The organism is Rhizobium sp. BR 314, assembly GCF_047445805.1.
Lineage (GTDB): Bacteria > Pseudomonadota > Alphaproteobacteria > Rhizobiales > Rhizobiaceae > Rhizobium > Rhizobium lusitanum_B.
The window spans coordinates 332303-356228 of record NZ_JARWLA010000003.1; the positions used below are offsets into that span (position 1 = coordinate 332303).

A 23926-nucleotide genomic window follows, 5' to 3' on the forward strand; every position below is an offset into this window, starting at 1 on the left:
GAGCCATGTCCCTCGTTCCAGAAATCGATTACGGCACGCCGGCATCCACCTCCGAAACCATGGTGACGCTGACCATCGACGGGCGCCAGATCACGGTGCCTGAAGGCACGTCGATCATGCGCGCTTCGATGGAAGCCGGCATAGAGGTGCCGAAGCTCTGTGCCACCGACATGATCGATGCCTTCGGCTCCTGCCGGCTCTGTCTCGTCGAAATCGAAGGCCGCAACGGCACGCCGGCGTCGTGCACGACGCCGGTCGCTTCCGGTCTCGTCGTTCACACGCAGACGGGCCGGCTGAAGGATATCCGCCGCGGTGTGATGGAGCTCTATATCTCCGACCATCCGCTCGACTGTCTGACCTGTGCCGCCAACGGTGATTGCGAATTGCAGGACATGGCCGGCGCGGTCGGCCTGCGTGACGTGCGCTATGGCTATGATGGCGACAATCACGTCAAGGCTCGCAACAATGGCGACATCAATCTGAAATGGGCGCCGAAAGACGAGTCGAATCCCTATTTTACGTTTGATCCCTCGAAGTGCATCGTCTGCTCGCGCTGTGTGCGCGCCTGCGAGGACGTGCAGGGCACCTTTGCGCTGACCATTGAGGGCCGCGGCTTCGGCTCGCGCGTCTCGCCCGGCATGCACGAGAATTTCATCGACAGCGAATGCGTTTCCTGTGGCGCCTGCGTGCAGGCCTGCCCGACCGCGACGCTGATCGAAAAATCCGTGATCTCGATCGGCCAGCCGGAACATTCTGTTGTCACCACCTGTGCCTATTGCGGCGTCGGCTGTTCCTTCAAGGCGGAGATGCGCGGCGAGGAAGTGGTGCGCATGGTGCCCTGGAAGGACGGACAGGCCAATCGCGGCCATTCCTGCGTCAAGGGCCGCTTCGCCTATGGCTATTCGACCCACAAGGACCGCATCCTCAACCCGATGATCCGCGAGAAGGTGACCGATCCCTGGCGCGAAGTGACCTGGGATGAGGCCTTTGCCCATATCGCCACCGAGTTCAAGCGGCTGCAATACCAGTACGGCCGCGATTCGATCGGCGGCATCACCTCGTCGCGCTGCACCAATGAAGAGACCTATCTGGTGCAGAAGCTGGTGCGCGCCGGCTTCGGCAACAACAATGTCGATACTTGCGCCCGCGTCTGCCATTCGCCGACAGGCTACGGTCTCGGCCAGGCCTTCGGCACCTCGGCCGGTACGCAGAATTTCGACAGCGTCGAGCATTCCGATGTCGTCATCGTCATCGGCGCCAATCCGACGGATGGCCATCCGGTCTTCGGCTCGCGCCTGAAGAAGCGATTGCGTCAGGGCGCCAAGCTCATCGTCATCGATCCCCGGCGCATCGATTTGGTGCGCACGCCGCATGTCGAGGCGAGCTATCACCTGCCGCTGAAGCCGGGCACCAATGTCGCCATGATGACGGCGCTTGCCCATGTCATCGTCACCGAAGGCTTGTTCGACGAGAAATTCATCCGCGAACGCTGCGACTGGTCGGAGTTCGAAGATTGGGCAGCCTTCGTTTCCGAGCCGCAGCACAGCCCGGAAGAAACGGAAAAATACACCGGCGTTCCGGCCGATCTCGTGCGCGGCGCGGCTCGCCTCTATGCCAAGGGTGGCAACGGCGCGATCTATTACGGCCTCGGCGTTACCGAACACAGCCAGGGCTCGACCACGGTCATGGCGATCGCCAATCTCGCCATGGTGACGGGCAATATCGGCCGTCCCGGCGTCGGCGTTAACCCGCTGCGCGGCCAGAACAACGTGCAGGGCTCATGCGACATGGGCTCCTTCCCGCACGAGCTGCCGGGCTATCGCCACATCTCCGACGATGCGACCCGCGACATCTTCGAAAAGCTCTGGGGCGTGAAGCTCGCCAACGAGCCGGGCCTGCGCATCCCGAACATGCTCGATGCCGCCGTCGACGGCACGTTCAAGGGTCTCTATATCCAGGGCGAGGACATCCTCCAGTCCGACCCGGACACCAAGCATGTCGCCGCCGGCCTTGCCGCGATGGAATGCGTCGTCGTCCACGATCTCTTCCTGAACGAGACGGCGAACTACGCGCATGTCTTCCTACCCGGCTCGACCTTTTTGGAAAAGGACGGGACCTTCACCAATGCCGAGCGCCGCATCAACCGCGTGCGCAAGGTCATGACCCCGCGCAACGGCTATGCAGACTGGGAAGTGACACAGAAGATGGCGCAGGCCATGGGTCTCGGCTGGAACTACACGCATCCGTCCGAGATCATGGACGAGATCGCCGCAACGACGCCGAGCTTCGCTTTGGTCTCCTACGACTATCTGGAAAAGATGGGCTCGGTGCAATGGCCCTGCAACGAGAAGACGCCGCTCGGCTCGCCGATCATGCATATCGACGGCTTTGTGCGCGGCAAGGGTAAGTTTATCCGCACCGAATATGTTCCGACCGACGAGCGTACCGGTCCGCGCTTCCCGCTGTTGCTGACGACCGGGCGTATCCTCAGCCAGTACAATGTCGGCGCTCAGACGCGCCGTACGGACAATGTCGTTTGGCACGCGGAGGATCGGTTGGAGGTCCATCCGCACGATGCGGAGCAGCGTGGCATTCGCGATGGCGACTGGGTCAAGCTGACAAGCCGCTCCGGCGACACGACGCTGAGGGCACTTATCACCGACCGCGTTGCCCCGGGCGTCGTCTACACGACCTTCCATCACCCCGATACGCAGGCGAATGTGATCACGACTGACTATTCCGACTGGGCAACGAACTGCCCGGAATACAAGGTGACGGCGGTACAGGTCTCGCCATCGAATGGTCCGTCGCAGTGGCAGGTCGATTACGACGAGCAGGCCAAGCAGTCGCGCCGTATCGTCGGGAAGATGGAGGCGGCGGAGTGAATTTGAGGATGCGGAGGAATACTCCCCTCTGTCACTTCGTGACATCTCCCCCACAAGGGGGGAGATTGGCAGCTAGCGGGATGCTCTCGGCGCAAGCATATGTTGTATCTGTCGAGGCTGCAGCTTATTGCTTAACGGGTAAAGAGCGTCAAACTCCCAACGATCTCCCCCCTTGTGGGGGAGATGTCGCGATAGCGACAGAGGGGGGTACTTTCAGCCCTAAAAGCCAATGACCAAATTCACCCCCACCACAACTGTTCCTGAAACTGCCCGCCGCAATGGTCTGGTCCGCTCGGGCTCCCGCATCGTCCCCGAGGAAGTGCCGATCGCTTTTTCCTATGGCGGGACGTCGCATGCGGTCATGATGGGAACGCCGGCCGATATCGAAGATTTTGCTGTCGGCTTCAGCCTGACCGAAGGCATCATTACAGATATTACTCAGATCGCCGCGATCGAGCCGATCGAGGACGAGCAGGGGATCGATGTGCAGATTACCCTAGTCGATGATGTGGCAGATGCGTTGCGGCTGCGCCGCCGACATATGGCAGGTCCCGTCGGCTGCGGTCTCTGCGGCATCGAATCGATCGAGCAGGCCGTGCGCAAGGTGCCTGACGTTTCGAAGATCGCCTTGAAGCTCACGCAGAAAGATGTCGTCAGGGCGATTGCGCTGCTCAACGACGCACAGCCGCTGCATCGCGAGACACGCGCTGTGCATGGCGCAGGCTTCTATATTCCTTCAGAGGGATTGCTTGCCGTGCGCGAGGACGTCGGCCGGCACAATGCGCTCGACAAGCTCTGCGGTGCGGTCATTCGATCCGGTCGCAAGGGCGCCGATGGCGTCGTGGCTGTGACCAGCCGACTATCGGTCGAGATGGTTCAGAAGGCGGCGATCCTTGGCAGCTCCGTGCTGGTCGCCATTTCCGCGCCGACGGCGCTTGCCATCCGCACGGCCGAAGAGGCCGGCATGACGCTGGTGGCGCTGGTGCGCGGCGACGATTTCGAGATTTTCACCCATCCGCATCGCATCATCACGGGGAGCATCGCCGATGTCGCCTGACGAAACGCCGCACGGCAAGACCGAAACCAAGCTCATCTACATGGCGAACCAGATCGCCACCTTCTTCAAGACCCAACCAGCAGATGAGGCAGTGGAAGGTGTCGCCACCCACATCAACAAATTCTGGGAGCCGCGTATGCGGCGCCAGCTCTTTGCCATCATCGATCATGGCGATAGCGGTCTCAACCCTCTGGTGCTTGAGGCCGCGGCGCTGATCCACAAGCCGGCACCGGTGGCGGAAGTTAAGCCGGCTTAGTAATTGGAGGCGGCGCGGGAGTTCGCCCCCGCCTCCGATGAAACTGCTGAATGATGATCGAAATCCCAACCGGTCCGGCTGAAAGATCTTCATGAAACGAGAAAGCCGCCCCGGCTGACGAGGCGGCTTCGCACATTGAAGTCCATGCAGCAACAATCATGCTGCGTGGCGCATGATCATCTCCCTGACGATCACATCCGCCAGGCGGAACTGTGCGAGCAGCGTGTCAAGCACACCGGCCTCGTTTGCCAATCGGAGGCTTGCGGCGGTGTTTTGTTGCGTCGTCTGATCGAGTGAGTTGATCGCCGCGTTGACTTTCCTGAGGCGGCCGTCTGTTCCTTCGAGGCTTTCACGATGGCCGCGACGTTGGAGTCGATGTCGCGCCGACCTGGGTGACGGTTTCTTCCAGCGCCGCTACCGCTTCTTCCACGGAGGCCGCTTGTTGCTCGGTGCGTGTTGAGGAGGACTCCGCAGAGTTCGCACGAGCTGGCGGCAATAGCGCCGGCAATCTCGCCAACCGTGGTCAGCGTCTCCTAGAGCCTTTCGATGGTTACGTTGAAGTCGTGGCGAAGCTGCTCCATCGGGGGGTACGAAGGAGTGGTCGAGTGTCTTCGTCAGGTCCCCCTCGGACAGGCATCGAAGCGGGTGGCTGTGCTCGTCGGCACGCCAAAAGCTCGGCGCTCCGCACCGGAATGGCCGGAATGTTGAGAGTGTATCTCGTTCCTCGCTTCGCACGCTAATGATGCGAGAGCTCCAATACTTCGATTAAATTTTAGAATATTATAAATTATAAGCTAAATAAAATAAGATTGACTAAACTTAGGTGATAATAAAAAAGCCGCCACCCAAAGGTAGCGGCTTTTTCAAACAACATTACGAGAGTTTAGGCGGCCAGTTCTTCTGCTTCGTTTTCCTTGAACATCTTGGCGAGGTTCAGGAAGCAGATCATGCCGTTTTCGGTGGCGATGATACCTTCGCAATAGGCGCGATCGAAGGAGGCCGTTACTTCCGGAACCGGCTGAACCTGATCGGAAGCGATCGTCAAGATGTCGGAGACGCGGTCGACCAGCATGCCGATGACCATGTTGTGGACTTCAGCAACGACGATGGCGCTGCGTTCGTTGGCGACCGTGCTCTGCATGCCGAGCTTGTAGGCGAGGTCGATGATCGGGATGACCGAGCCGCGCAGGTTCATGACGCCGATGACGTCGGCAGGGGCATGCGGGATCGGCGTGGACGGAGCCCAGCCGCGGATTTCGCGGATCGTGGTGGTCTTGACGCAGAATTCCTGCTCATGAAGCCGGAAAGCAATGATCTCCAGAGTATCGCCGTTGAAGTTGGTGGAATTGATCGTGGCCATGAACGTTCTTCCCGTTGAACCGTAGCGCCGAATCCGGCGCGTTAAGGCCACGATAGAACAAGAACGTTGCTCAAACCTAAATCCGCTTTCCGGGGTTTTCGAGCACGAGAAAAACGTGATCCTGAGCCGCAGGTCAGGATCACGAAGCCGTTGGTGTCAGGCGGCTCTTGTCGGCCGGTCGAAGATGCGGCGGCCGAAGAGGCTTGCTGCCATCTCCACGAGAACGCGGGCGCTCTTGCCGCGATCATCGAGGAAAGGATTGAGTTCGACGAGGTCGAGCGACGACACGAGGTTGCTGTCGGAGAGCATCTCCATGATGAGATGGGCCTCGCGATAGGTCGCGCCGCCCGGCACAGTCGTTCCGACGCCAGGCGCAATGTCCGGATCGAGAAAATCGACATCGAAGCTGACATGCAGCAGGCCGTTTGCGGCACTGACTGTATCGAGCACCTTGCGCATGATCGCGGCCACGCCTTGTTCGTCAAGCGAACGCATGTCGAAGACATTGACGCCGTGTTCGCGGATTTCCTCGCGCTCGCGCGGATCGACGGAGCGGATGCCGACCTGGAAGACCTTGGTCGGATCGACCAAGGGCCGGCCGGCCGGCAGCACATTGGCGATCTCGGCTTCGCCGCAGAAGAAGGCAACAGGCATGCCGTGAATATTACCGGACGGTGATGTGGCCGGCGAATTGAAATCGGAATGTGCATCCAGCCAAAGGACAAAAAGCGGACGGCCGACTTCCGCTGCGTGGCGCGCCATGCCGGAAACGCTGCCCATGGACAGGCTGTGGTCACCCCCAAGGATCAGCGGAAAGCTGCCGGATGACGCGACATCATAGACCTTCTCCTCGAGCGAGCGGGTGAAGGCGCCAACGATCTTTAGATTGTGCGCCTTCGGATCCTCGGGCAGGTCTGCTGCGGGCACGGGGCGCAGGTCACCGCTGTCGGTAACGCGGTGGCCAAGCTCGATCAGCGTGCTCTCGATGCCAGCGATGCGCAGCGCCGTCGGTCCCATGCCGGCGCCGCGGCGGCCCGAGCCTTCTTCAAGGGGAACGCCGATCAATGTGATGGTGGTGGATTGCGTATTCATCGGCATTGCTCCGAGGGTTAGATGCTATCTGTCCGGCCATTATCGATTTTCTGCATGACAGCAAAAAGATGGAAAATTGTCGAAAATTGATGAGCTTTCGACAGATTGTTCAGTGCCATTTGCCAGAATGGTAGGCGCAGAAGTCCAGGTGAGTGCAATTTGCCCAGTGCGCTTCGCAACTATGGCTACGGCCGCCGCCCTGCAATCCTTTCAGGCCGTCGTGAACCCAGGCTGCCAAAGCCAGCGCCGATCAATCGCTTCACAAAGTTCGAATCCGACCTCTTGCCGTACGTCAGGCAATAGGGTTCCGAACTCAATATTCGCGCTCGTAGACGACACCGGCTTCGCCTGCGCCGTCCGATCCAGCCGCACCGCGCAGTTTTACGCCGCGCCCGACATCCAGATTGATGATCGCCTTGGTGTTGTTGGAGGCGCCCTGCTGGATCTCGATATAGGTACGCTTGTTGATGTATTTGCCGGCGCCGACCTGTGCCTGACCGTTCGCATCGGTCGAAATATCCAGATCGTCGACACCCAGGTGGCTGCGAAGTCCCTCAAACAGCGAGGTGGAGCGCCCGCCTGCGAGCTGGCTTGCGGCATCGGCCAGCTGGGCAATCTGCATGGCTGAGAGTTTCGACATGGACTGACCGAAGATCAGCTGTGCCAGAACCTCGTCCTGCGGTAAGGTTGGAGAGGAGGAAAAGCTGATCTGCGGATCGGTAGCGAGGCCACTTACGTTGACCGTAATGGTCGTGGAACCAGCCGTTGACGTCGCTTCCATATTAAGCGCGGGGGTCAGGTCGCCGCCGAACGTGATCTTGCTACTATCGGTGAAATTCAGCCGGCGGCTCAGGATACTCAAGCGGCCGCGACGCATGGTGAAGCCGCCGGATACGACCGGTTCCGCCGCCGTGCCGCGTACTGTGAGGCTGCCGCCGAGTTCAGCGTCGATGCCGCGGCCGCGCACGAAAATCTGCGAGGGAGCGTCGAGCTGCAGGTCGATGCCGAGCGTCGTCGACTTGCTTCTTGGCCCTTCCGGCTGCTGGTCCTTGAACTGGGCTTTAACGGCGGCCGAGGCGTTCTTGTGCTTGATATTGATCTCGGAGAGCGATGCCGGCAGCTTCTCGGGTACGGTGATCGACGCCTTGTTGATGCGCAGATTACCCGTCAGTACCGGCGCGGTCATGAGCGGACCCTTGACGGCGAGCGTGCCGTTGACGGTTGCCGCGACCAGCGTCCCGTCGACATAAGTGGCATCGTTGAACTTCACCTGGATGTCTGCCGGGAAGCCGCTGTCCGGGGCAATGCCGACCGTGCCGCTGCCCGAAATGCTGCCGCCGCTGGCCAGGTTCCCGCTCAGGCGGGAGATGACGGCCTGCTTTCCGTCCAGCGTCACGGCTATGGCGAGACCACTCAAGGTGAGGTTGCGGCGAACGTCGACGAGCTTGGCGCCGTCGGTGGAAATAGAGCCGGTGATGGCAGGCGATGCGGTTGTACCGCCGATCTGCATGTCGATCCTTGCGGTACCCGTCATGACCAAGCCCTGCGCGGCAAGCTGGCCGGCAAGTGCATCGAACGGCAGATTGCCGGAAAACTTCAGCGCCATCGCTTTGCTGCCGGCGATGGCGACCGTGCCGCCGCCGTTAAGCGCCAGTCCGCTTTGTCCGGTCAGATTGGTATTGATGGTGACGACATTGTCGGCGAACTTGCCATCCGCCTTGATGCCCAGCGGCGCGAGGCCCGCCGATTTCGTCTGGCTGGTGGCCGCTCCGGACCAGTTGGTCTGGAACGTTACGATGGGTGACGTCGCCTTGCCGGTGACCGATGCGGTGCCCGAAATGACACCTTCGGCGGCAAGCGTCGGCGCAAAGGCATTGGCAAGGCTTGCCGGCAGATTGGCGATCTTGGCGTCGATGTTCAGCATCTGTCCGGCCTTGCCGTCGACAGTGACGGAGCCGCCGCCGGCCTGAAGCGTCAGCCCGTTCAGCGAGACGATACCATCCTTGATGACGATCTTTGTGGGAGCTGCGAGCTTGACCGGGATCGTGCGCGGTGCGCCGGCGAAAGCGTCGAGGTTCACAGTCGTCTGGCCGCCAGCCGTCTCGACGCTGCCGCGCGTCATCAGCGGCGCATTGTCATAGTTCGACTTCAGATCGAAGTTGGTGCGGCTGCCCTGCTGGGTGAAGGTCAATCCCAGGTCTGCGATGCGGTTGGCGCCGGAAGCGATGGCATCGGCGCGGATGCTGCCATTGGCCGAAAATGCCTTGAGATCATCGACGGTGAGCGCCACTGCCGGCTTGTTGATGACTAGATCGTCGCGGCGGATGCCGCTGCCGCTGGCATCGATCTTCAGTCCAATCTTGCCATTCGCGCTCGAAATATCAAGCGAGCCCTTGAGGTCACCTTCAGCCTTTTGCCCGGCAAGGGCGGCGAGGAGGCCGAGATCGGGAAGGTTGAACGTCATGGTCCCCGATGGTTCGAAGCTCGGCGAAAGGTCCAGCTTGCCCTGCAGCTTGTTCGTACCGATTTCGGCTGCCAGGGACGGTATGCTCGTGCGGCCGTCCTTGGAGATGGCGTCTGCCGTGATATGGATCGGCTTGCCGTCGATTGCGCCGCTTGCCTGAATATTGGCCTGCGGAGCCTTGGGATCCGCCGTTCCCGTCACTCCGAGGTCGAGCGTATCCAGCAGCCGTCCCGCCAGTTTGACGTTGACGGCTTTGAGCTTGGCGTCGATGCCGAGGGCGCTTAGCGGCCCCTTGGCCTTGAGGGCGATGTCGGCTTGCCCCTGCGCATTCGGAACGAGCTTGGAAAGATCGAGCAGCTTGCCCGATAGATCCGATGTCAGCGATTGCTCGTTGAGCGCTACGTTGCCGCGAATCTCGGCAACATTGGATTTTATCGCCAGATTGGAGACGCTGAACTTGGTCGGCACGGTGCCGCCGACTTGGCCCTCCAGAGCAATCGTTCCCTCGAACTTGTTCGATATGCCATCCGGCAGCACGCCGGGCAGGGCGAACAGTTTGAAATTGCCCGTCAGCGCCTTCGTTGACAGCGTGTACTTGCCGTTGAGCGTGCCGCCGATGCTGGCGCTTTCCAGCGTCGTGTTGTTGAAGCCGATCGTGTCCGGCGAGAGCTGCAGAGGCGCGGTCAGGGCGATCGGCGCGCGGATCAGCCGGTTAAGATCGGCGCTGACGAAGGCCGTCTGTCCGACGACGAGTTTCAGCTGCAACGGACCCGACATGGTTGTGAGATTGAAGGCGTCGCTCCTAGCGCTCAGATTCACCTGGCCAACCTGGCCCTGTGGCGTGCTGGCGCTCTCGATAGCTGCCTTGGCCTCGATTTTCACCGATTGCGCCGCGCCCGTCAGTGCGACGTCGACGCGCGAAATCAGGGCGCGAACCTCTCCGCCGTCCATCGGCCAACGAAAATCGACGGGGCCGGAGGTGCCGATGAGGTTGGCGTTGAGGCTGTTGTTGCCCGCAGGGTCGAGCGTACCCGATGCGGCGACAACGACGCTGCCAGTCGCAAGGTTGCCTGTCTGGATATCGATCTTGCCCTTGCCGTCAAAGGTCGCTGAAAGATCGATATTCGTCTGGCCGGCAAAAAGCGGGCGCATGGTGGGAGGCAAAAGCGTGTCGACATTGCCGCCGCCCTTGACGTCGATGTGATGGAGGCCATCGGCGGAAAGGCTGTGGTGGCCGTTGATGGCGACCGTCGGCTTGCCGTCGAGGGCTGCCTGCAGCTTACCGGCCCAATTGGACAGCGGGCCTTCGCCCGAGACGTCGATGCTGACGGCGGGGCCACCCGGCAGATGCAGGAGGTTCGCCAGCATGCCGTCCCGCGGTTCGGAAATCAGTGTCTTCAGCTTCAGCTGGTTTTCGGCTGGGGCGAAAGCAATGTCGGCGCTCAGCTTGGCATTGGGCACGTCCTGCCTGGAGGCATTGAGCGTCAGACCCATGCTGCCGCTGTTTGCCTTCACGCTGCCGTCGGCGGCCAGAATGAAGTCCTGTCCGGCAACGGCCTGTCCGATGCGAAGATCGGGTAGGGCGATCCTGCCGATATCGATGGCGATGGGCAGGGAGAAGCCGCCGCTGCTTGCCGTCTGCGTTTGCTGTGCCGGAGCGACCGTCGCGACTGGCAAGCGCTGGAAATCGATCACATCGGCGGCGACGCGATCGGCATGGAATGTGCCGGTCAACAGCGATAGCGGCGACCAGTCGATTGCGAGATTCTGCACTTTGGCAAAAACGCCCTTCGTGTCGGCGACCGTGATCGAACCGACCTTCAGGTTACCGCTGAGCAGGCCTGATGGGGCCGCAATGGTAATGGTGTGGTCCGGTGTCGAGGCGAGCTTGGCCACCTGGTCGACGGCATAATTCGTGGCCGAAGGCACCATGCCGACGACGAGCATCGCTGCGATCACGAGCAAAAGGATCGCCCCGACCGCATAGGCGATCCAGCGTACCAATCTCCCGAGGATTCGAATCAATATGCTCATGAAGGCAACAATAGTCCCAATTTTGTAACCGCGTGCTGAAACGTCTGCGACAACTATACGTTTCGTCAGAAGGCCTGGCCGATACCGGCGTAGATACCATAGGCGGTGCCGTTGTTGTACTTGTTCAGCGGAACGGCGACATCAAGCCTGATCGGACCGAATGGCGTAGCGTAGCGCAGGCCGACGCCGGCGCCAATGCGCAGATCGGAAAAGTCTGGAAATGCCGTATCGGTGACGCTGCCCGCGTCGACGAAAGGCACGACGCCGATCGAATCGGTGATCTTTACGCGGGCTTCGAAGGATGCCGTCACATAGGAGCGGCCGCCGAGCGCATCGCCATTGGAGTTGTAGGGCGTGATCTCCTGATAGCCGTAGCCGCGCACCGAGCCGCCTCCGCCCGCATAGAAGCGCCGCGTTGCAGGGATATCCTCGATGCCGTTTGCGCCGATTAGCGAGCCGGCGGCGAGCTTGCCGGCGAAGACGACATTGTTGTTGGCGCCGATGCCCTTGTAGCCGGTGATCGAGCCTTCGAAGGAGCTGAATACCGAGCCGCCCATCGCTTCATAGCTCGGCTTGGCGCTGATCGAAGCGCGATAGCCCTCCGTCGGGTCCAGCTTGTTGTCGCGCGTGTCTCTGACATATTCGAGCGGGATCGCGACCGTCAGATACTTGTGCTTGCCGAACGCGTTGGTCGTATCCGCTTCGTAGCTGACCTCACCGCCGGCGGAGACGGTATCCTGGTCGTTGATATCATAGGCAAGACTGCCGCTCCCGGTCACGAGATTGGCGTCGTAGGCGTCCGGATGCAGCGTCTGCATCTTAAGCGATGCAGTAAAGGTCGCCGAAGGATAGAAGGTTGCCGGTCGGACATAGGTAAGGCCGGCCGAGTAATCGAGCTGGCCGAAGTCCGTGGTCTCGCCGATGCGGGAAACGGCCCCTTCGATGCGCAGGGAATCCGCGCGGCCGGTCAGGTTGCGATGTCCCCAGTAGCCCTGCAGACCGAAGCCATCGATGGTGGAATATTGTGCTCCGACACCGAAGAAGCGCTGCTTGCCTTCGGATACCTCGATGGTCGTTGGGATGCTGCCATCCGGCGCCAGCTTGTCGGCTTCGCGGATGGTGACGCTGGAAAAGACGCCGAGCTTGCGGAGGCGATCCGAAGCCTTCTTCAATTCATCCGGTGAGTAGGGCTTGCCCTCGTTGATGCGGGCATAGCGCTTGATGAAATCCGGATCGACCGATTTCTGGCCGGTTACGCCGACATTGCCGAATGGAGCCACAGGGCCGCTCTCCACCTTCAGCGAGACGTCGACGGTGTTGCTGGCGTGGTCGGCGATGACATCGCGCTTATCGAGTCTGGCGAGCGGATGCCCTTCCTTCTTGAAATCGGCAACCATCTTGTCGCCGGCCTTCAAAATGGTCAGAGAGCCTGCGTCGCCACCGCGCACGAGGCCATAATTTGCTGGATCCAATCTGCCGGCATCACCCAGCAGATGGATATTGCCGAGCTTGAACAGCGGGCCGGGATCGACGCTTATGGCAACGACGACGGGTTTGGACCGGCCGAAGGTGGGCGTCGGCGGCAATGCATCGAGCGGCGTGCCGTTGATGGTGATCGTAACGACCGCGCCATAGCGCGCTTTTTCATAGAGAGCGGCAATGAGCCGGTCGCGATCGTCGCGTGCCTTCACGACGACGCCGAGGTCGCCGGATACGGCTTTGTCCTTGTTCGCGATCAGCATCGACGTGTCGCTGAGCGCGCTCTTCAGGTCCTTGTCGAGGTTATCCGACTTGAAGTCGACCGTGTAGTGGACGGGATCGGACACCTGATCTGCAGTGTTGTCGTCCTCACCCCAGAGCTTGATGCCGAAGAGCTTGAAAGCGAAGGCATTGCCGGCCCAAACCGGGCCGAGCGCAAGCGCTGCCGCAACCGCCACAACGGTTCCTGCCTGCCGATACGCAATACTCTTCTTCGGTTCAGTTCTTTTATGCATACGCCGCTTTACGGTTACATGAGAACTTACTCAGCTCGACGTTTCCCCCAGGTTAACGCGCGGCCACCATAGAGGCAAAAGTCCCTCAGGTGTACCGTTTTGGAGTCAAAAACCTCGAAAAGATGACCTCAAAGGGCAGGAACACACGGTACCCGATGCAGTTTGCGCTTATTAGGAGCGCCGGAAAGGCTGCATGCAGGGCGTGTCACGGCCGGGGGGCTCGGCAGAAATAAAAAGTCCCGGACTTGCGGTCCGGGACGTCGATACCTGCTGGATCGGGGATCGATCAGTAGCCGCCGTAGCCACCACCATATCCGCCACCATATCCGCCGCGATAGCCGCCACGCGGGCAATCGTCGATGTAGCGACGGCCATAACGGTCGCGGTAGTAGCACTGGCCAGGCTGTTCCTGCACGCTGCCGATGAGGGCGCCGGAGACGCCGCCGATCGCTGCGCCAACCGCTGCGCCGCGCACGTTGCCGGTGACTGCACCGCCGATGATCGCACCGGATGCCGCACCGATACCTGCGCCCTGTTCGGTCGGCGTGCAGCTTGCGATAGACAAGCCGACCAATGCGAGCATTAGAATCTTCTTCATTTATTCTCTCCAACGTTAGTTACGCCGAACCCGGCAACGTCGTCCCCATTCTTCAGCTCCACCAGGATGGGCTGTCTTTTCAGTCCTGCAACTACGAAAAAATATCGTGCAAAATATGATTGTCCATTGGGACTGAATAGTTTTTTTGCTTCTGGTTAAAGTTGGCCTCGTATTCGAACAATAAAACAATCGATGCGGCATAGAAAATCGGCCGCTGCGCTAAAGTAGAGGTTGATTGGACTACAAAAAAGTCAAATGATGCCTTCTGCCTCTGGAGGAGAGGCGAGGAGGAAAATATGGCAAAAGTGACTTTGACGGTGAACGGCCGTGCGGTCAGCGGTGAGTGCGAGGATCGCACGCTGCTTGTCCATTTCATCAGGGAAAAGCTTGGCCTGACCGGAACGCATGTCGGCTGCGACACGAGCCAGTGCGGCGCCTGCGTCATTCACATGGACGGCAAGTCGGTGAAGAGCTGTTCCATCCTGGCCGTACAGGCTTCCGGCTCCAAGATCACAACCATCGAGGGTCTGGCCGCCAATGGCGAGCTGCATCCGGTTCAGGCTGCCTTCAAGGAGCATCATGGCCTGCAATGCGGCTTCTGTACGCCGGGCATGGTGATGACAGCGGTCGACATGATCAATCGTCATGGCGGCAAGCTGGACGAAAAGATCGTGCGCAGCGAGCTGGAAGGCAATATCTGTCGATGCACCGGCTATCACAATATCGTCCAGGCGGTCCTGTCCGCCAATGCTGAAATGCACGCCGCCAATCAAGCGGCGGAATAAAGTTTCACCGAGACCGTCTGGCGAAGCGCCTGGACCGTGATCTTGGCGAATTGCCGGGCCCGGAACCCCAATGGAGGATGTGATGGGCGTTGAAGGCATTGGCGCGCGCGTGGCGCGCAAGGAAGACAAGCGATTTCTGACGGGCAAGGGGCGCTATACCGACGACATGGTAACGCCGGGCATGAAATATGCCTATTTCGTCCGCAGCCCGCATGCGCATGCGAAGATAAAGGGTATCGATATTTCTGCAGCTATGGCGATGCCAGGCGTGATCGGTGTGCTTGAAGGCAAGCAACTGCTCGCCGATGGCATCGGCAATCTGATCTGCGGCTGGATGATCCATTCCAAGGACGGCTCGCCGATGAAGATGGGCGCCTGGCGCCCCCTGGCGGTCGACACCGTCCGCTATGTCGGCGATGCCGTTGCCATTGTTGTGGCTGATAGTCTCGGCGAGGCGCGTGATGCGGCAGAGGCCGTTGCGGTCGATTATGAGGAGCTGCCGGCCGTCGTCGAGGCGGTGGATGCGCTGAAAGCCGGTGCGCCGCAGATCCATCCGGAGTCGTCGGACAATTTGATCTTCGACTGGGAGCTTGGCGATGCGGCGGCGACCGACAAGGCGATTGCCGCGGCGGCGCATGTCACCGAGATCGAGATCCACAACAACCGTCTCTCGCCGAATGCCATGGAGCCGCGCGCGACGCTCGGCATCTATGATGCGGCTGAAGACCACTATACCTGCTACACGACCAGCCAGAACCCACATGTGGCTCGGCTTGTCATGAGCGCCTTCTACAATGTCGCGCCGGAAAACAAGCTGCGTGTCATCGCGCCGGATGTCGGCGGCGGCTTCGGTTCGAAGATCTACATCTACCCGGAAGAAATCGTGTGCCTCTGGGCGTCGAAGAAGACCGGCGTGCCGGTCAAATGGACCGCCGACCGCACGGAAGCTTTCCTGACCGATGCGCATGGCCGCGACCATGTCTCCAAGATCAAGATGGCGTTCGATGCGCAAAACCGCATGACCGCGCTGAAGGTGGATACGATCGCCAATCTCGGCGCCTATATGTCGCTCTTTTCCTCGGCGGTGCCGACCTATCTCTATGCGACGCTGCTGTCGGGCCAGTACGCCATTCCGGCGATCCACGCCAATGTCCGAACGGTCTATACCAATACCGTGCCGGTCGATGCCTATCGCGGGGCAGGGCGTCCGGAGGCGACCTATCTCCTCGAACGCACGGTGGAAACGGCGGCGCGCGAGCTCGGCGTATCGCCGGCGGAGTTGAGACGGATCAACTTCATTCGGTCCTTCCCATACCAGACGCCCGTGATCATGAACTACGACGCGGGTGACTATGAAGCTTCGCTCAACGCCGCCATGCAACAGGCGGATTGGAACGGCTTCCCCGCGCGTAAAGCCGAGGCCGCCGCCCGCGGTATGAAACGCGGCATCGGCATGAGCTGCTATATCGAGGCATGCGGCATCGCGCCGTCGCAGGCAGTGGGTTCGCTCGGTGCCGGCGTCGGCCTGTGGGAATCGGCCGAGGTGCGGGTGAATGCCGTCGGAACGGTGGAGGTGCTCACCGGTTCGCACAGCCATGGCCAGGGGCATGAAACCACCTTTGCGCAGCTGGTCGCAGACCGGCTCGGCGTGCCGATCGACAGCATTTCGATCGTCCACGGCGATACCGACAAGGTGCAGATGGGCATGGGCACCTATGGCTCCCGTTCGGGTGCTGTTGGCATGTCCGCCGTGGTCAAGGCGCTCGACAAGGTGGAGGCGAAGGCAAAGAAGATCGCGGCGCATCTGATGGAAGCCGACGAAAGCGATATCGTCATCGAGAACGGCGAGGTGAAGGTGGCTGGCACCGACAAGGCGCTGCCATGGTTCCAGGTGGCGCTCGCCTCCTACACCGCGCACAACCTGCCCGCCGGCATGGAGCCGGGCCTGAAGGAAACCGCCTTCTACGATCCGGCGAACTTCACCTTCCCTGCCGGCTGCTACATCTGTGAGGTCGAGGTGGATCCGGAGACGGGCAAGACCGAGATCGTCCAGTTCGTCGCAGCCGATGACTTCGGCAACATCATCAACCCGATGATTGTCGAAGGGCAGGTGCACGGCGGCATCGCGCAGGGCATCGGCCAGGCACTCCTGGAAGGCGTGCATTACGACGAGAGCGGCCAACTTCTGACCGCGAGCTTCATGGATTATACCATGCCGCGCGCCGACGACCTGCCGTCCTTCAAGCTCTCGCATCAGAACACGCCTTGCCCGAGCAATCCGCTCGGGATCAAGGGATGCGGCGAGGCCGGTGCCATCGGCTCGCCGCCGGCGCTGATGAACGCCATCACCGACGCCATCGGCAACAATGCACTGACGATGCCTGCCACGCCGCTCAAGGTGTGGGAAGCGGCGCAGGCCACAGCCTGAGAAGAGAGGAGGAGAAGACAATGTACGCAACCAACTACCATCGCGCCTCCTCGGTCGACGAAGCCGTGAAGCTTCTTTCGAACGCAGACGAGGGCAAATATGTCTCTGGTGGCATGACACTGATTGCCACCATGAAGCAGCGTCTGGCCTCGCCGGGCGATCTCGTCGATCTCAGGCACATTCCCTCGCTTAAGGGGATTCGCGTCGACGGGCGCAGGGTCACCATCGGGGCTGCGACGACCCATGCGGAAGTCGCCTCCTCGGCGGCGATCCGTGCGGTTTGCCCGGCGCTGTGCGACCTTGCAGGCATGATCGGCGATCCGCACGTCCGGCATATGGGCACCATCGGTGGCTCCGTCGCCAACAACGATCCGGCCGCAGATTATCCGTCCGCGATGCTGGCGCTCAACGCCACCATCATCACCGACCGGCGCCAGATCGCGGCCGATGACTTTTTCCGGGGCCTGTTCGAAACAGCATTGGACGGCGCCGAACTCATCACCTCCATTGCCTTCGATGCACCGGAGAAAGCGGGCTATGCCAAGTTTCCCAACCCGGCATCGCGCTATGCGATGACGGGGGTCTTCGTCGCCAAGGGGGCTGGCGGCGTGCGCGTCGCCGTGACCGGCGCGGGCGCCGACGGCGTGTTCCGTCAGGGCGATATGGAGCAGGCGCTTGCGGTCAATTGGTCGCCGAATGCCGTTGCCGCTATAAAGGTGGATGCATCGACGTTGCTGTCCGATTTGCATGCAACGGCAGAGTATCGCGCCAATTTGATCAAGGTCATGGCGAAGCGCGCTCTGGCCGCGGCATAGATTCGCCACGAACAAACCCGGAGCGGTGGGTTTACCCTCCGCTCCGGAAAGAGTGTTTCCAGCATGGTTTCGATTGTCAAATTGACGTGAATCACTATTCTTGTCTGGAATTGTTCAAAATCAGGGGCCATTTGCCGCAGCGGGCGCGAAAGCAATGCGGAGGGGTTGACGGGCGAACCGGCATTATCGAAAACGGTCGCACGGTACTGGAGCAGATGATGGATTTCGAAGCATTTTTTAAGGGTGAGCTGGAAGGTCTTCACAATGAGGGCCGCTACCGGATCTTCGCGGATCTCGAACGCCGCAGTGGCAATTTTCCTCGTGCTATCAGGCATACTCCAAATGGCCCGCAGGAAGTGACCGTCTGGTGCTCCAACGACTATCTTGGCATGGGCCAGCATCCAAAAGTGATCGAGGCGATGAAGCAGGCGATCGATCACTGTGGCGCGGGTGCGGGAGGCACCCGGAATATTTCTGGCACCAACCACTACCATGTTCTGCTCGAACAGGAGCTCGCCGATCTGCACGGCAAGGAATCCGCGCTGATCTTCACCTCGGGCTACATCTCCAACTGGGCGACGCTCGGCACGCTTGGCTCGCGCATTCCCGGCCTGATCATCTTCTCGGATGCGCTGAACCACGCATCGATGATCGAAGGCATTCGCTATGCGAAGTGCGACAAGGTCATCTGGAAGCATAACGACCTGCACGATCTCGAAGCCAAGCTGAAGGCCGCCGACCCGAAGGCGCCGAAGCTGATCGCTTTTGAATCCGTCTATTCCATGGATGGCGATATCGCGCCCATCAAGGAAATCTGCGATCTTGCCGACAAGTATGGCGCGATGACCTATCTCGACGAAGTGCATGCCGTCGGCATGTACGGCCCGCGCGGCGGCGGCATTGCCGAGCGCGAGGGACTGATGGATCGCCTGACCGTCATCGAAGGCACGCTCGGCAAGGCATTCGGCGTCATGGGTGGCTATATCGCCGCGTCCACCGCGCTCTGTGATTTCATCCGCTCGTTTGCGTCGGGCTTCATCTTCACGACATCGCTGCCTCCGGCGCTTGCCGCGGGCGCCGTTGCCTCGATCCAGCACCTGAAGGTCAGCCAGTTCGAACGCCTGCGTCATCAGGATCGTGTGCGCAAGCTGCGCGCTCAGCTCGATGTTGCCGGCATTCCGCATATGCCCAACCCGAGCCATGTCGTGCCTGTGATGGTTGGCGATGCGGCCAAGTGCAAGTGGATTTCGGATCTGCTGCTCGACGCCGGCGTCTATGTCCAGCCGATCAACTATCCCACAGTTCCGAAGAAGACCGAACGTCTGCGTATCACGCCGACGCCGCTGCATTCGGATGGCGATATCGAGCAGTTGGTCGGCGCGCTGCATGCGCTCTGGTCGCGCTGTGCGTTGGCAAGGGCGGTCGCGTAAGCGACGGCTTTCCCAGCGCTGTGACTGGATCGCCAGTTGCGGCTTCTGACAAAAATGAGATGATTTCATTGCGGAAATGTCGGCTGGCGCCCATTTCCGCAATGATTTTTTGGGCCATAGCGATCAGACGCGGCTTCCCAGGGCTAGGCGGCAGGCAAGGCCGGCAAAGACCGTAGCCAGCAGATATTGCGGCAGCTTCGGAACGCGTTTGATGGCCGAGAGCCGGCCTCGAATGTGGCTGCCGAGCATGATGACGGAACCATTCACTAGAAAACCGATCCCGTTCAAGATGGTGGCGAGCAGCGCCATCTGGACAATCATCGACCCGCCGTTCGGATCGACGAATTGCGGAAACAGCGCGAGCACGAATAAGGCCATCTTCGGGTTGAGAATATTGGTCGCAAGGCCCTCGATGAAGATGCGTCTGCCCGAAAGACGTTTCAGCTCGGCCGAGGGTGCGAAGGCTGAGCCCTGCGAGCGCAGTGTCTTGACCGCGAGATAAAGCAGATAGGCGCAGCCGGCCCATCGGACAATCTCGTAGGCAATGGGCACTGTCAGGAACAGCCGCGACAGGCCGAGCGCTGCGGCCATGGCGTGACAATAGGTGCCGAGCGCAATACCGGCATAGGTGAGAAAGCCGGCGGAATGGCCCTGGCTGACGCTGCGCGAGGCGATTAGAAGCATATCCGGACCGGGCGTGGCTGTCAGAACCAGCGCGGCGGCGGCGAAAAGAACGAGTGTGGAGAAGTCCGGCATCTTGATTCCCTTGAAAGTGAGGCCGGAATTCCTCTCTAGCATCATCCTCGGGATTGGCAACACCGGAAGTAAATTGGTAATTTTTCACTTACCTATCGACGCACGCCAAGGGCGACGACGATCGCGTCCAGTGGCACCATTATCCGAGAGGTAATAATGATCAGGATGCTTGCCAGGCCTCTAGCTGGGCAAGGGTGGCGGTCGCACCGCCGCAGGCGATCATCAGTACGCGCTCGAAGCGGGCCAGCCGATCTGCATGGGTATAGCCAACGGCCAATGCAGCGCCGCAAGCCGGCTCCACCAGAACGCGATGATCGTCGAGGAAACGCATGCAGGCATCGACAGCTGCGCGGTCATCGACGACCACGCAATCGACTGGCCTGCTTTGCGTAATCTCAAACGCGCGTTCGGCGACTTTTCGCGCGCCAAGCGATGTGGCGATGCTGGTAATGGCAGGCAGTTCCACCGGCTTGCTGGCCTTTACTGCGGCCGCGAGCGAGGCGGCGCCCGCCGTTTCTGCGGCGATGATCGAAACATGCTGAAGGCCGTTGCGATCAAGCCCTTCCGAAACGCCGGCCAACAGCCCGCCGCCGCCGACCGAGAGAATGACCGCATCGAACTGCACCCCGGAGCGGACGATCTCGTCGATCATCGTTGCGTGGCCCGTCCAGAGGAGCGGGTCATCGAAGGGATGGATGAAGGCCGTTTCGGCATCGAGCGCCTGCAACGCGCGCTCATTTGCTTCCTGCCAGGATGCGCCATGCACAAAGACCTCGGCGCCTTCCTGGCGGATCAGCGACTTTGCTCGATCCGATGTGGTCTCGGGAACGAAAACCGAGACCGGGATCGAAAGGCGTCGACCGGCATAGGCGACGGCGATGCCGGCATTGCCGCCGGAAGAGGAGACGAAGCGTCGCTTGCCGTTTCTGGCATGATGCTCGCAGGCGGCACCTATGCCGCGGATCTTGAAGGAGCCGGGCGGTTGGAGCGCGTCCATCTTCAACCAGACGGAGCGGCCCGATGCCTGGCTGAGCGGGCAGGATTCGATGAGCGGAGTTTCGAGGTGAAGTGCCATGGACTGATCTGCCCCCGTGGGCGCTGTTGGCAATAGAGAGACGTGCAAGGTCGAGGGTCCGAAGCCGACGGAGCAATCGGAAAGATCGTGGTGTGCTTCAGGCCACCTTTTCCCTCCGGGCGACAAGTGCGGCTGCGCGGCCGCGCGCTTCCTCGTCTGCGGCAAAGACCGCATCCATCGTCTCGGCGCCGCCGGTAGCGATCATCTCGTCCATGACGGCCTCGGCGATGTCAGCCATCTCAAGGAAGCCGATGCGACCGTCGACGAAGGCGTGAAAGGCGATTTCCTCGGCCGCATTCATGATCGCGCCCTGCAGGCCGCCGCGCTCCAGCGCGGTGCGGGCGAGGCGCAGTGCGGGGAAGCGAACTTCGTCCGGTGCTTCGAAATCCAGCCGCGCGAGTTTCGCAAAATCCAGCCGCTCGACGCTGAGCTTCGCGCGGGCAGGATAGGTGAGCGCATAACCGATGGCCGTGCGCATGTCGGGACAGCCGAGCTGTGCCAGTACCGAGCCATCCGTATAGCCGACCATGGAATGGATGACCGATTGCGGATGCACCACGACTTCGATCTGGTCGGGCCGCACGTTGAACAGGTGCTTGGCCTCGATCATCTCCAGCGCCTTGTTGAACATCGAGGCGCTGCCGATTGAGATCTTGAAGCCCATCGACCAATTGGGATGGGCGCGGGCGACCGCTGGCGTGACATTGGCCATCTGCTCGCGCGTCCAGGTGCGGAAGGGACCGCCCGACGCGGTGATGATGATGCGCTCGACCGCGTGCTGTTGATCGTCTTCCAGTGCCTGGAAGATGGCGCTGTGTTCGCTGTCGACCGGGATAAGCCGTCCGCCGCCTTCCGACACGGCGCGGACGAAAAGATCGCCGGCGGAGACGAGGCATTCCTTGTTGGCGAGCGCAATATCGGCGCCGCGGTGGGCAGCCGCCAGTGTCGGTGCCAGGCCGGCCGTGCCGATGATGGCTGCCATCACCCAGTCCGACTGCATGGACGCCGCTTCGATCAGCGCATTCTTGCCGGCGCCGACGGCGATGCCGCTGCCGGCAAGCGCATCCTTCAGCTGCTGATAGCGGTCCTCATTGGCGGTGACGGCGAAAGCGGCGCCACAGGCCTTTGCCTGTTGCGCCAGAAGTTCGATATTGTCATGCCCGGTGATTGCGGCGATGTCGAAGGCATCGCGGCCGCCCAGTTGGGCAACGACATCAAGCGTATTCTGGCCGATGGAGCCGGTCGAACCCAATATCGTCAGGCGACGCTTCGACTTACTATCGGTGGTCATTCGGGTATCCGCGTGTTGCTGTCATCTTCCAAGGCTCTACAGGGGAACGCGGGTAGCGGCAAGTATGCCGCAATGCAACTTCGCGCCGCCGGCAATGCCCGCTTAAGGCGAAACTACTGATTTGATGATATTTTTCGCCTGTTGCCGAACCAAATGCCCGGTGTCGCGTTTCCCGTCTACTTGTCTGCGGAGGGTAATGTATGGTTTTCAAGGCGGCGACATTCCATGGCGTGGAGCTTTATCTGGAAAGCGAGCATTCGAGGCGTTCGGAACTGGAATCCACGGTTGCCAACGCGCTGGCGGTTGCCGGCGGTATCGATGCCTCCGATGTCAGGGTGACGGCCACAGGCCAGGAAATCCGTCTCGACGGCATGGTCGCCACCCCGCAGGAGGTGAAGAGGGCAACCGCAGTGGCCGAGTCGATCCCAGGGGTCAGGCTGGTGAGAAACAGGATTGCCGTCGGGTGATCTGTTGGCTTTTCAGGCCATATTCATCCTGAGGCCGCTACCAAGTCTTGACCTAGGTAGTTTGGGGGCAAACGCATGAGAATGTTGACGATTGCCGTCGCATTGACGAGTATTCTTTCCGCTGCAACGGGCGCATTTGCTCAGGATAATCCCACTACATTCCGCGAAATCACCGGCAACCCTGCGGCAGCCGCAGCCTTCAAGGCCATGGCGGAAGGTCATCGGTTGCCGGACTGGATCCACGGGAAGACCGTGGAATCTCCCGGTCACGAGATCATGTTCGACGGAGCGAAGTTTTACGTGATGAGTGCCTGCAAGCAGCACGATTGCGGCTCGGAGCGCATCGCCGTCATGTACGATCCCGGCAAGGAGATCATGTATGGGCTCCTGTCCTCCGTCGACCAGCAAACCGTGTCCGAAAAGCTGACATGGCTGAACATCGGACTGGGCAGTGAAGCGATCGACGGCAGGACCATTCTCTATGCGGCGCTGACCGGCAGCCTGGAGAACCATCCGGATGCGTTTGATTACAAGTGAGTTGGCAGGTCGAAAAATAGCTTCGACACGGCTGGAGAATCCGATGCGTGGGTGCCTATCCGGCAAAGCACGCCTCCCGCTTTCTCGATAACGCGTTTCGAGGCGAGGTTATCTTCATTGCAGACGATGCTGATATTCGTAAAGCCGACCTCCATTGCGATCGGCAACAGAAGCCGAAGTGCTTGCGTCGCATAGCCTCGGCCTTGCTTCCAAGGAACGACCGAATAGCCCACATGGCCCGGCACGTGCAGGGGCAGTTGGGTCGTTCCAGCCAAATAACGCAATGTGATGTAGCCGCAGAAACTCCTGTCCCAGATCCAGAATGGGCGGGTGACAAAGTATTGCGGTTCTCGATTCAATACCGTTGTGGCGACGACTTCACCCGATGTCGTCCGTGCGAGGAAAGCTGATCTGTCTCTCCTAAGCGTTACCAGTTCAGCTTCGATAAATGATCTGTCATGCTGGCGCCGGGGATCGGGCGACCATCCGCGCATGAGCGCCTGTTCGAAACCCTGCAAATTGAGCAGGCTTGGTTCAACAAGAGCCAAATCGTGTATGTGCGTTGAAGTCCGATATTCTTTCAATCTCGACCACGCGACCAT

Annotated in this window: 18 protein-coding genes and 1 pseudogene; 9 read left to right on the forward strand and 10 right to left on the reverse strand. The window is 60.6% G+C overall.

The window, feature by feature from the left end:
- Positions 1 to 5: 5 nt before the first annotated feature.
- From fdhF to QD461_RS06535, 3 genes are all read left to right on the forward strand, one after another.
- Positions 6 to 2885 (forward strand): formate dehydrogenase subunit alpha, encoded by a 2880-nt coding sequence (fdhF, locus tag QD461_RS06525; RefSeq protein ID WP_414086981.1) that lies wholly within the window; start codon positions 6 to 8, stop codon positions 2883 to 2885.
- Positions 2886 to 3114: 229 nt separating this feature from the next.
- Positions 3115 to 3942 (forward strand): formate dehydrogenase accessory sulfurtransferase FdhD, encoded by an 828-nt coding sequence (gene fdhD / locus QD461_RS06530; protein WP_414086982.1) that lies wholly within the window; start codon positions 3115 to 3117, stop codon positions 3940 to 3942.
- Complete coding sequence (locus QD461_RS06535) at positions 3932 to 4198, forward strand: formate dehydrogenase subunit delta (protein ID WP_414086983.1); 267 nt, start codon at positions 3932 to 3934, stop codon at positions 4196 to 4198. Before fdhD ends, QD461_RS06535 begins: the two co-directional genes overlap by 11 nt.
- 373 nt (positions 4199 to 4571) lie before the next feature.
- Here the strand turns inward: QD461_RS06535 and QD461_RS06540 are convergent.
- The 6 genes and pseudogenes from QD461_RS06540 to QD461_RS06565 form a co-directional block, all read right to left on the reverse strand.
- Positions 4572 to 4840 (reverse strand): annotated as a pseudogene (locus QD461_RS06540) (chemotaxis protein); the annotation flags it as partial.
- Between the two features lie 241 nt (positions 4841 to 5081).
- Positions 5082 to 5558, reverse strand: a complete 477-nt coding sequence (locus tag QD461_RS06545; RefSeq protein WP_184709837.1) for a chemotaxis protein CheW — start codon at positions 5556 to 5558, stop codon at positions 5082 to 5084.
- Positions 5559 to 5714: 156 nt separating this feature from the next.
- Positions 5715 to 6650, reverse strand: coding sequence for an arginase (gene rocF, locus QD461_RS06550; protein WP_414086984.1), 936 nt, complete (start codon positions 6648 to 6650; stop codon positions 5715 to 5717).
- Positions 6651 to 6963: 313 nt separating this feature from the next.
- Positions 6964 to 11148: a translocation/assembly module TamB domain-containing protein gene (locus QD461_RS06555; RefSeq protein ID WP_414086985.1), complete on the reverse strand. Its 4185-nt coding sequence runs from the start codon at positions 11146 to 11148 to the stop codon at positions 6964 to 6966.
- A 65-nt stretch (positions 11149 to 11213) separates the two neighbouring features.
- A complete protein-coding gene (locus QD461_RS06560; RefSeq protein ID WP_414086986.1) occupies positions 11214 to 13142 on the reverse strand; it encodes an autotransporter assembly complex protein TamA in 1929 nt (642 codons plus the stop codon).
- A 286-nt stretch (positions 13143 to 13428) separates the two neighbouring features.
- The gene (locus QD461_RS06565) at positions 13429 to 13740 is read right to left on the reverse strand and encodes a glycine zipper domain-containing protein (protein WP_414086987.1); all 312 of its coding nucleotides are present in this window, start codon (positions 13738 to 13740) and stop codon (positions 13429 to 13431) included.
- Between the two features lie 296 nt (positions 13741 to 14036).
- Between QD461_RS06565 and QD461_RS06570 the strand changes: the two genes are divergently transcribed.
- From QD461_RS06570 to hemA, 4 genes are all read left to right on the forward strand, one after another.
- Positions 14037 to 14525, forward strand: a complete 489-nt coding sequence (locus tag QD461_RS06570; RefSeq protein WP_414086988.1) for a (2Fe-2S)-binding protein — start codon at positions 14037 to 14039, stop codon at positions 14523 to 14525.
- Positions 14526 to 14607: 82 nt separating this feature from the next.
- A complete protein-coding gene (locus QD461_RS06575; protein WP_414086989.1) occupies positions 14608 to 16953 on the forward strand; it encodes a xanthine dehydrogenase family protein molybdopterin-binding subunit in 2346 nt (781 codons plus the stop codon).
- Positions 16954 to 16973: 20 nt separating this feature from the next.
- Positions 16974 to 17768 carry an FAD binding domain-containing protein gene (locus tag QD461_RS06580; protein ID WP_414086990.1) on the forward strand — a complete coding sequence of 265 codons (795 nt, stop codon included), beginning with the start codon at positions 16974 to 16976 and terminating at the stop codon, positions 17766 to 17768.
- A gap of 218 nt (positions 17769 to 17986) precedes the next feature.
- On the forward strand, positions 17987 to 19198 hold the full coding sequence (gene hemA / locus QD461_RS06585) for a 5-aminolevulinate synthase (RefSeq protein WP_414087079.1): 1212 nt from the start codon (positions 17987 to 17989) through the stop codon (positions 19196 to 19198).
- A 123-nt stretch (positions 19199 to 19321) separates the two neighbouring features.
- Here hemA and QD461_RS06590 read toward each other — a convergent pair whose 3' ends face one another.
- The 3 genes from QD461_RS06590 to dxr all read right to left on the reverse strand — a co-directional run bounded on the left by QD461_RS06590 (position 19322) and on the right by dxr (position 22320).
- Positions 19322 to 19954: a LysE family translocator gene (locus tag QD461_RS06590; RefSeq protein WP_414086991.1), complete on the reverse strand. Its 633-nt coding sequence runs from the start codon at positions 19952 to 19954 to the stop codon at positions 19322 to 19324.
- Positions 19955 to 20114: 160 nt separating this feature from the next.
- The gene (locus QD461_RS06595) at positions 20115 to 21029 is read right to left on the reverse strand and encodes a pyridoxal-phosphate dependent enzyme (RefSeq protein ID WP_414086992.1); all 915 of its coding nucleotides are present in this window, start codon (positions 21027 to 21029) and stop codon (positions 20115 to 20117) included.
- A 97-nt stretch (positions 21030 to 21126) separates the two neighbouring features.
- The gene (gene dxr, locus QD461_RS06600; RefSeq protein WP_414086993.1) at positions 21127 to 22320 is read right to left on the reverse strand and encodes a 1-deoxy-D-xylulose-5-phosphate reductoisomerase; all 1194 of its coding nucleotides are present in this window, start codon (positions 22318 to 22320) and stop codon (positions 21127 to 21129) included.
- A 200-nt stretch (positions 22321 to 22520) separates the two neighbouring features.
- On the opposite strand from dxr, the gene QD461_RS06605 reads away from it, so the two are divergent.
- Both QD461_RS06605 and QD461_RS06610 read left to right on the forward strand, forming a co-directional pair.
- Entirely contained in the window at positions 22521 to 22787 is a 267-nt protein-coding gene (locus QD461_RS06605) for a BON domain-containing protein (RefSeq protein WP_414086994.1), read from the forward strand.
- A 75-nt stretch (positions 22788 to 22862) separates the two neighbouring features.
- The gene (locus QD461_RS06610; protein ID WP_414086995.1) at positions 22863 to 23324 is read left to right on the forward strand and encodes an Ivy family c-type lysozyme inhibitor; all 462 of its coding nucleotides are present in this window, start codon (positions 22863 to 22865) and stop codon (positions 23322 to 23324) included.
- On the opposite strand, the gene QD461_RS06615 is transcribed toward QD461_RS06610, so the two are convergent.
- Entirely contained in the window at positions 23315 to 23926 is a 612-nt protein-coding gene (locus tag QD461_RS06615) for a GNAT family N-acetyltransferase (RefSeq protein ID WP_414087080.1), read from the reverse strand. The genes QD461_RS06610 and QD461_RS06615 overlap by 10 nt on opposite strands.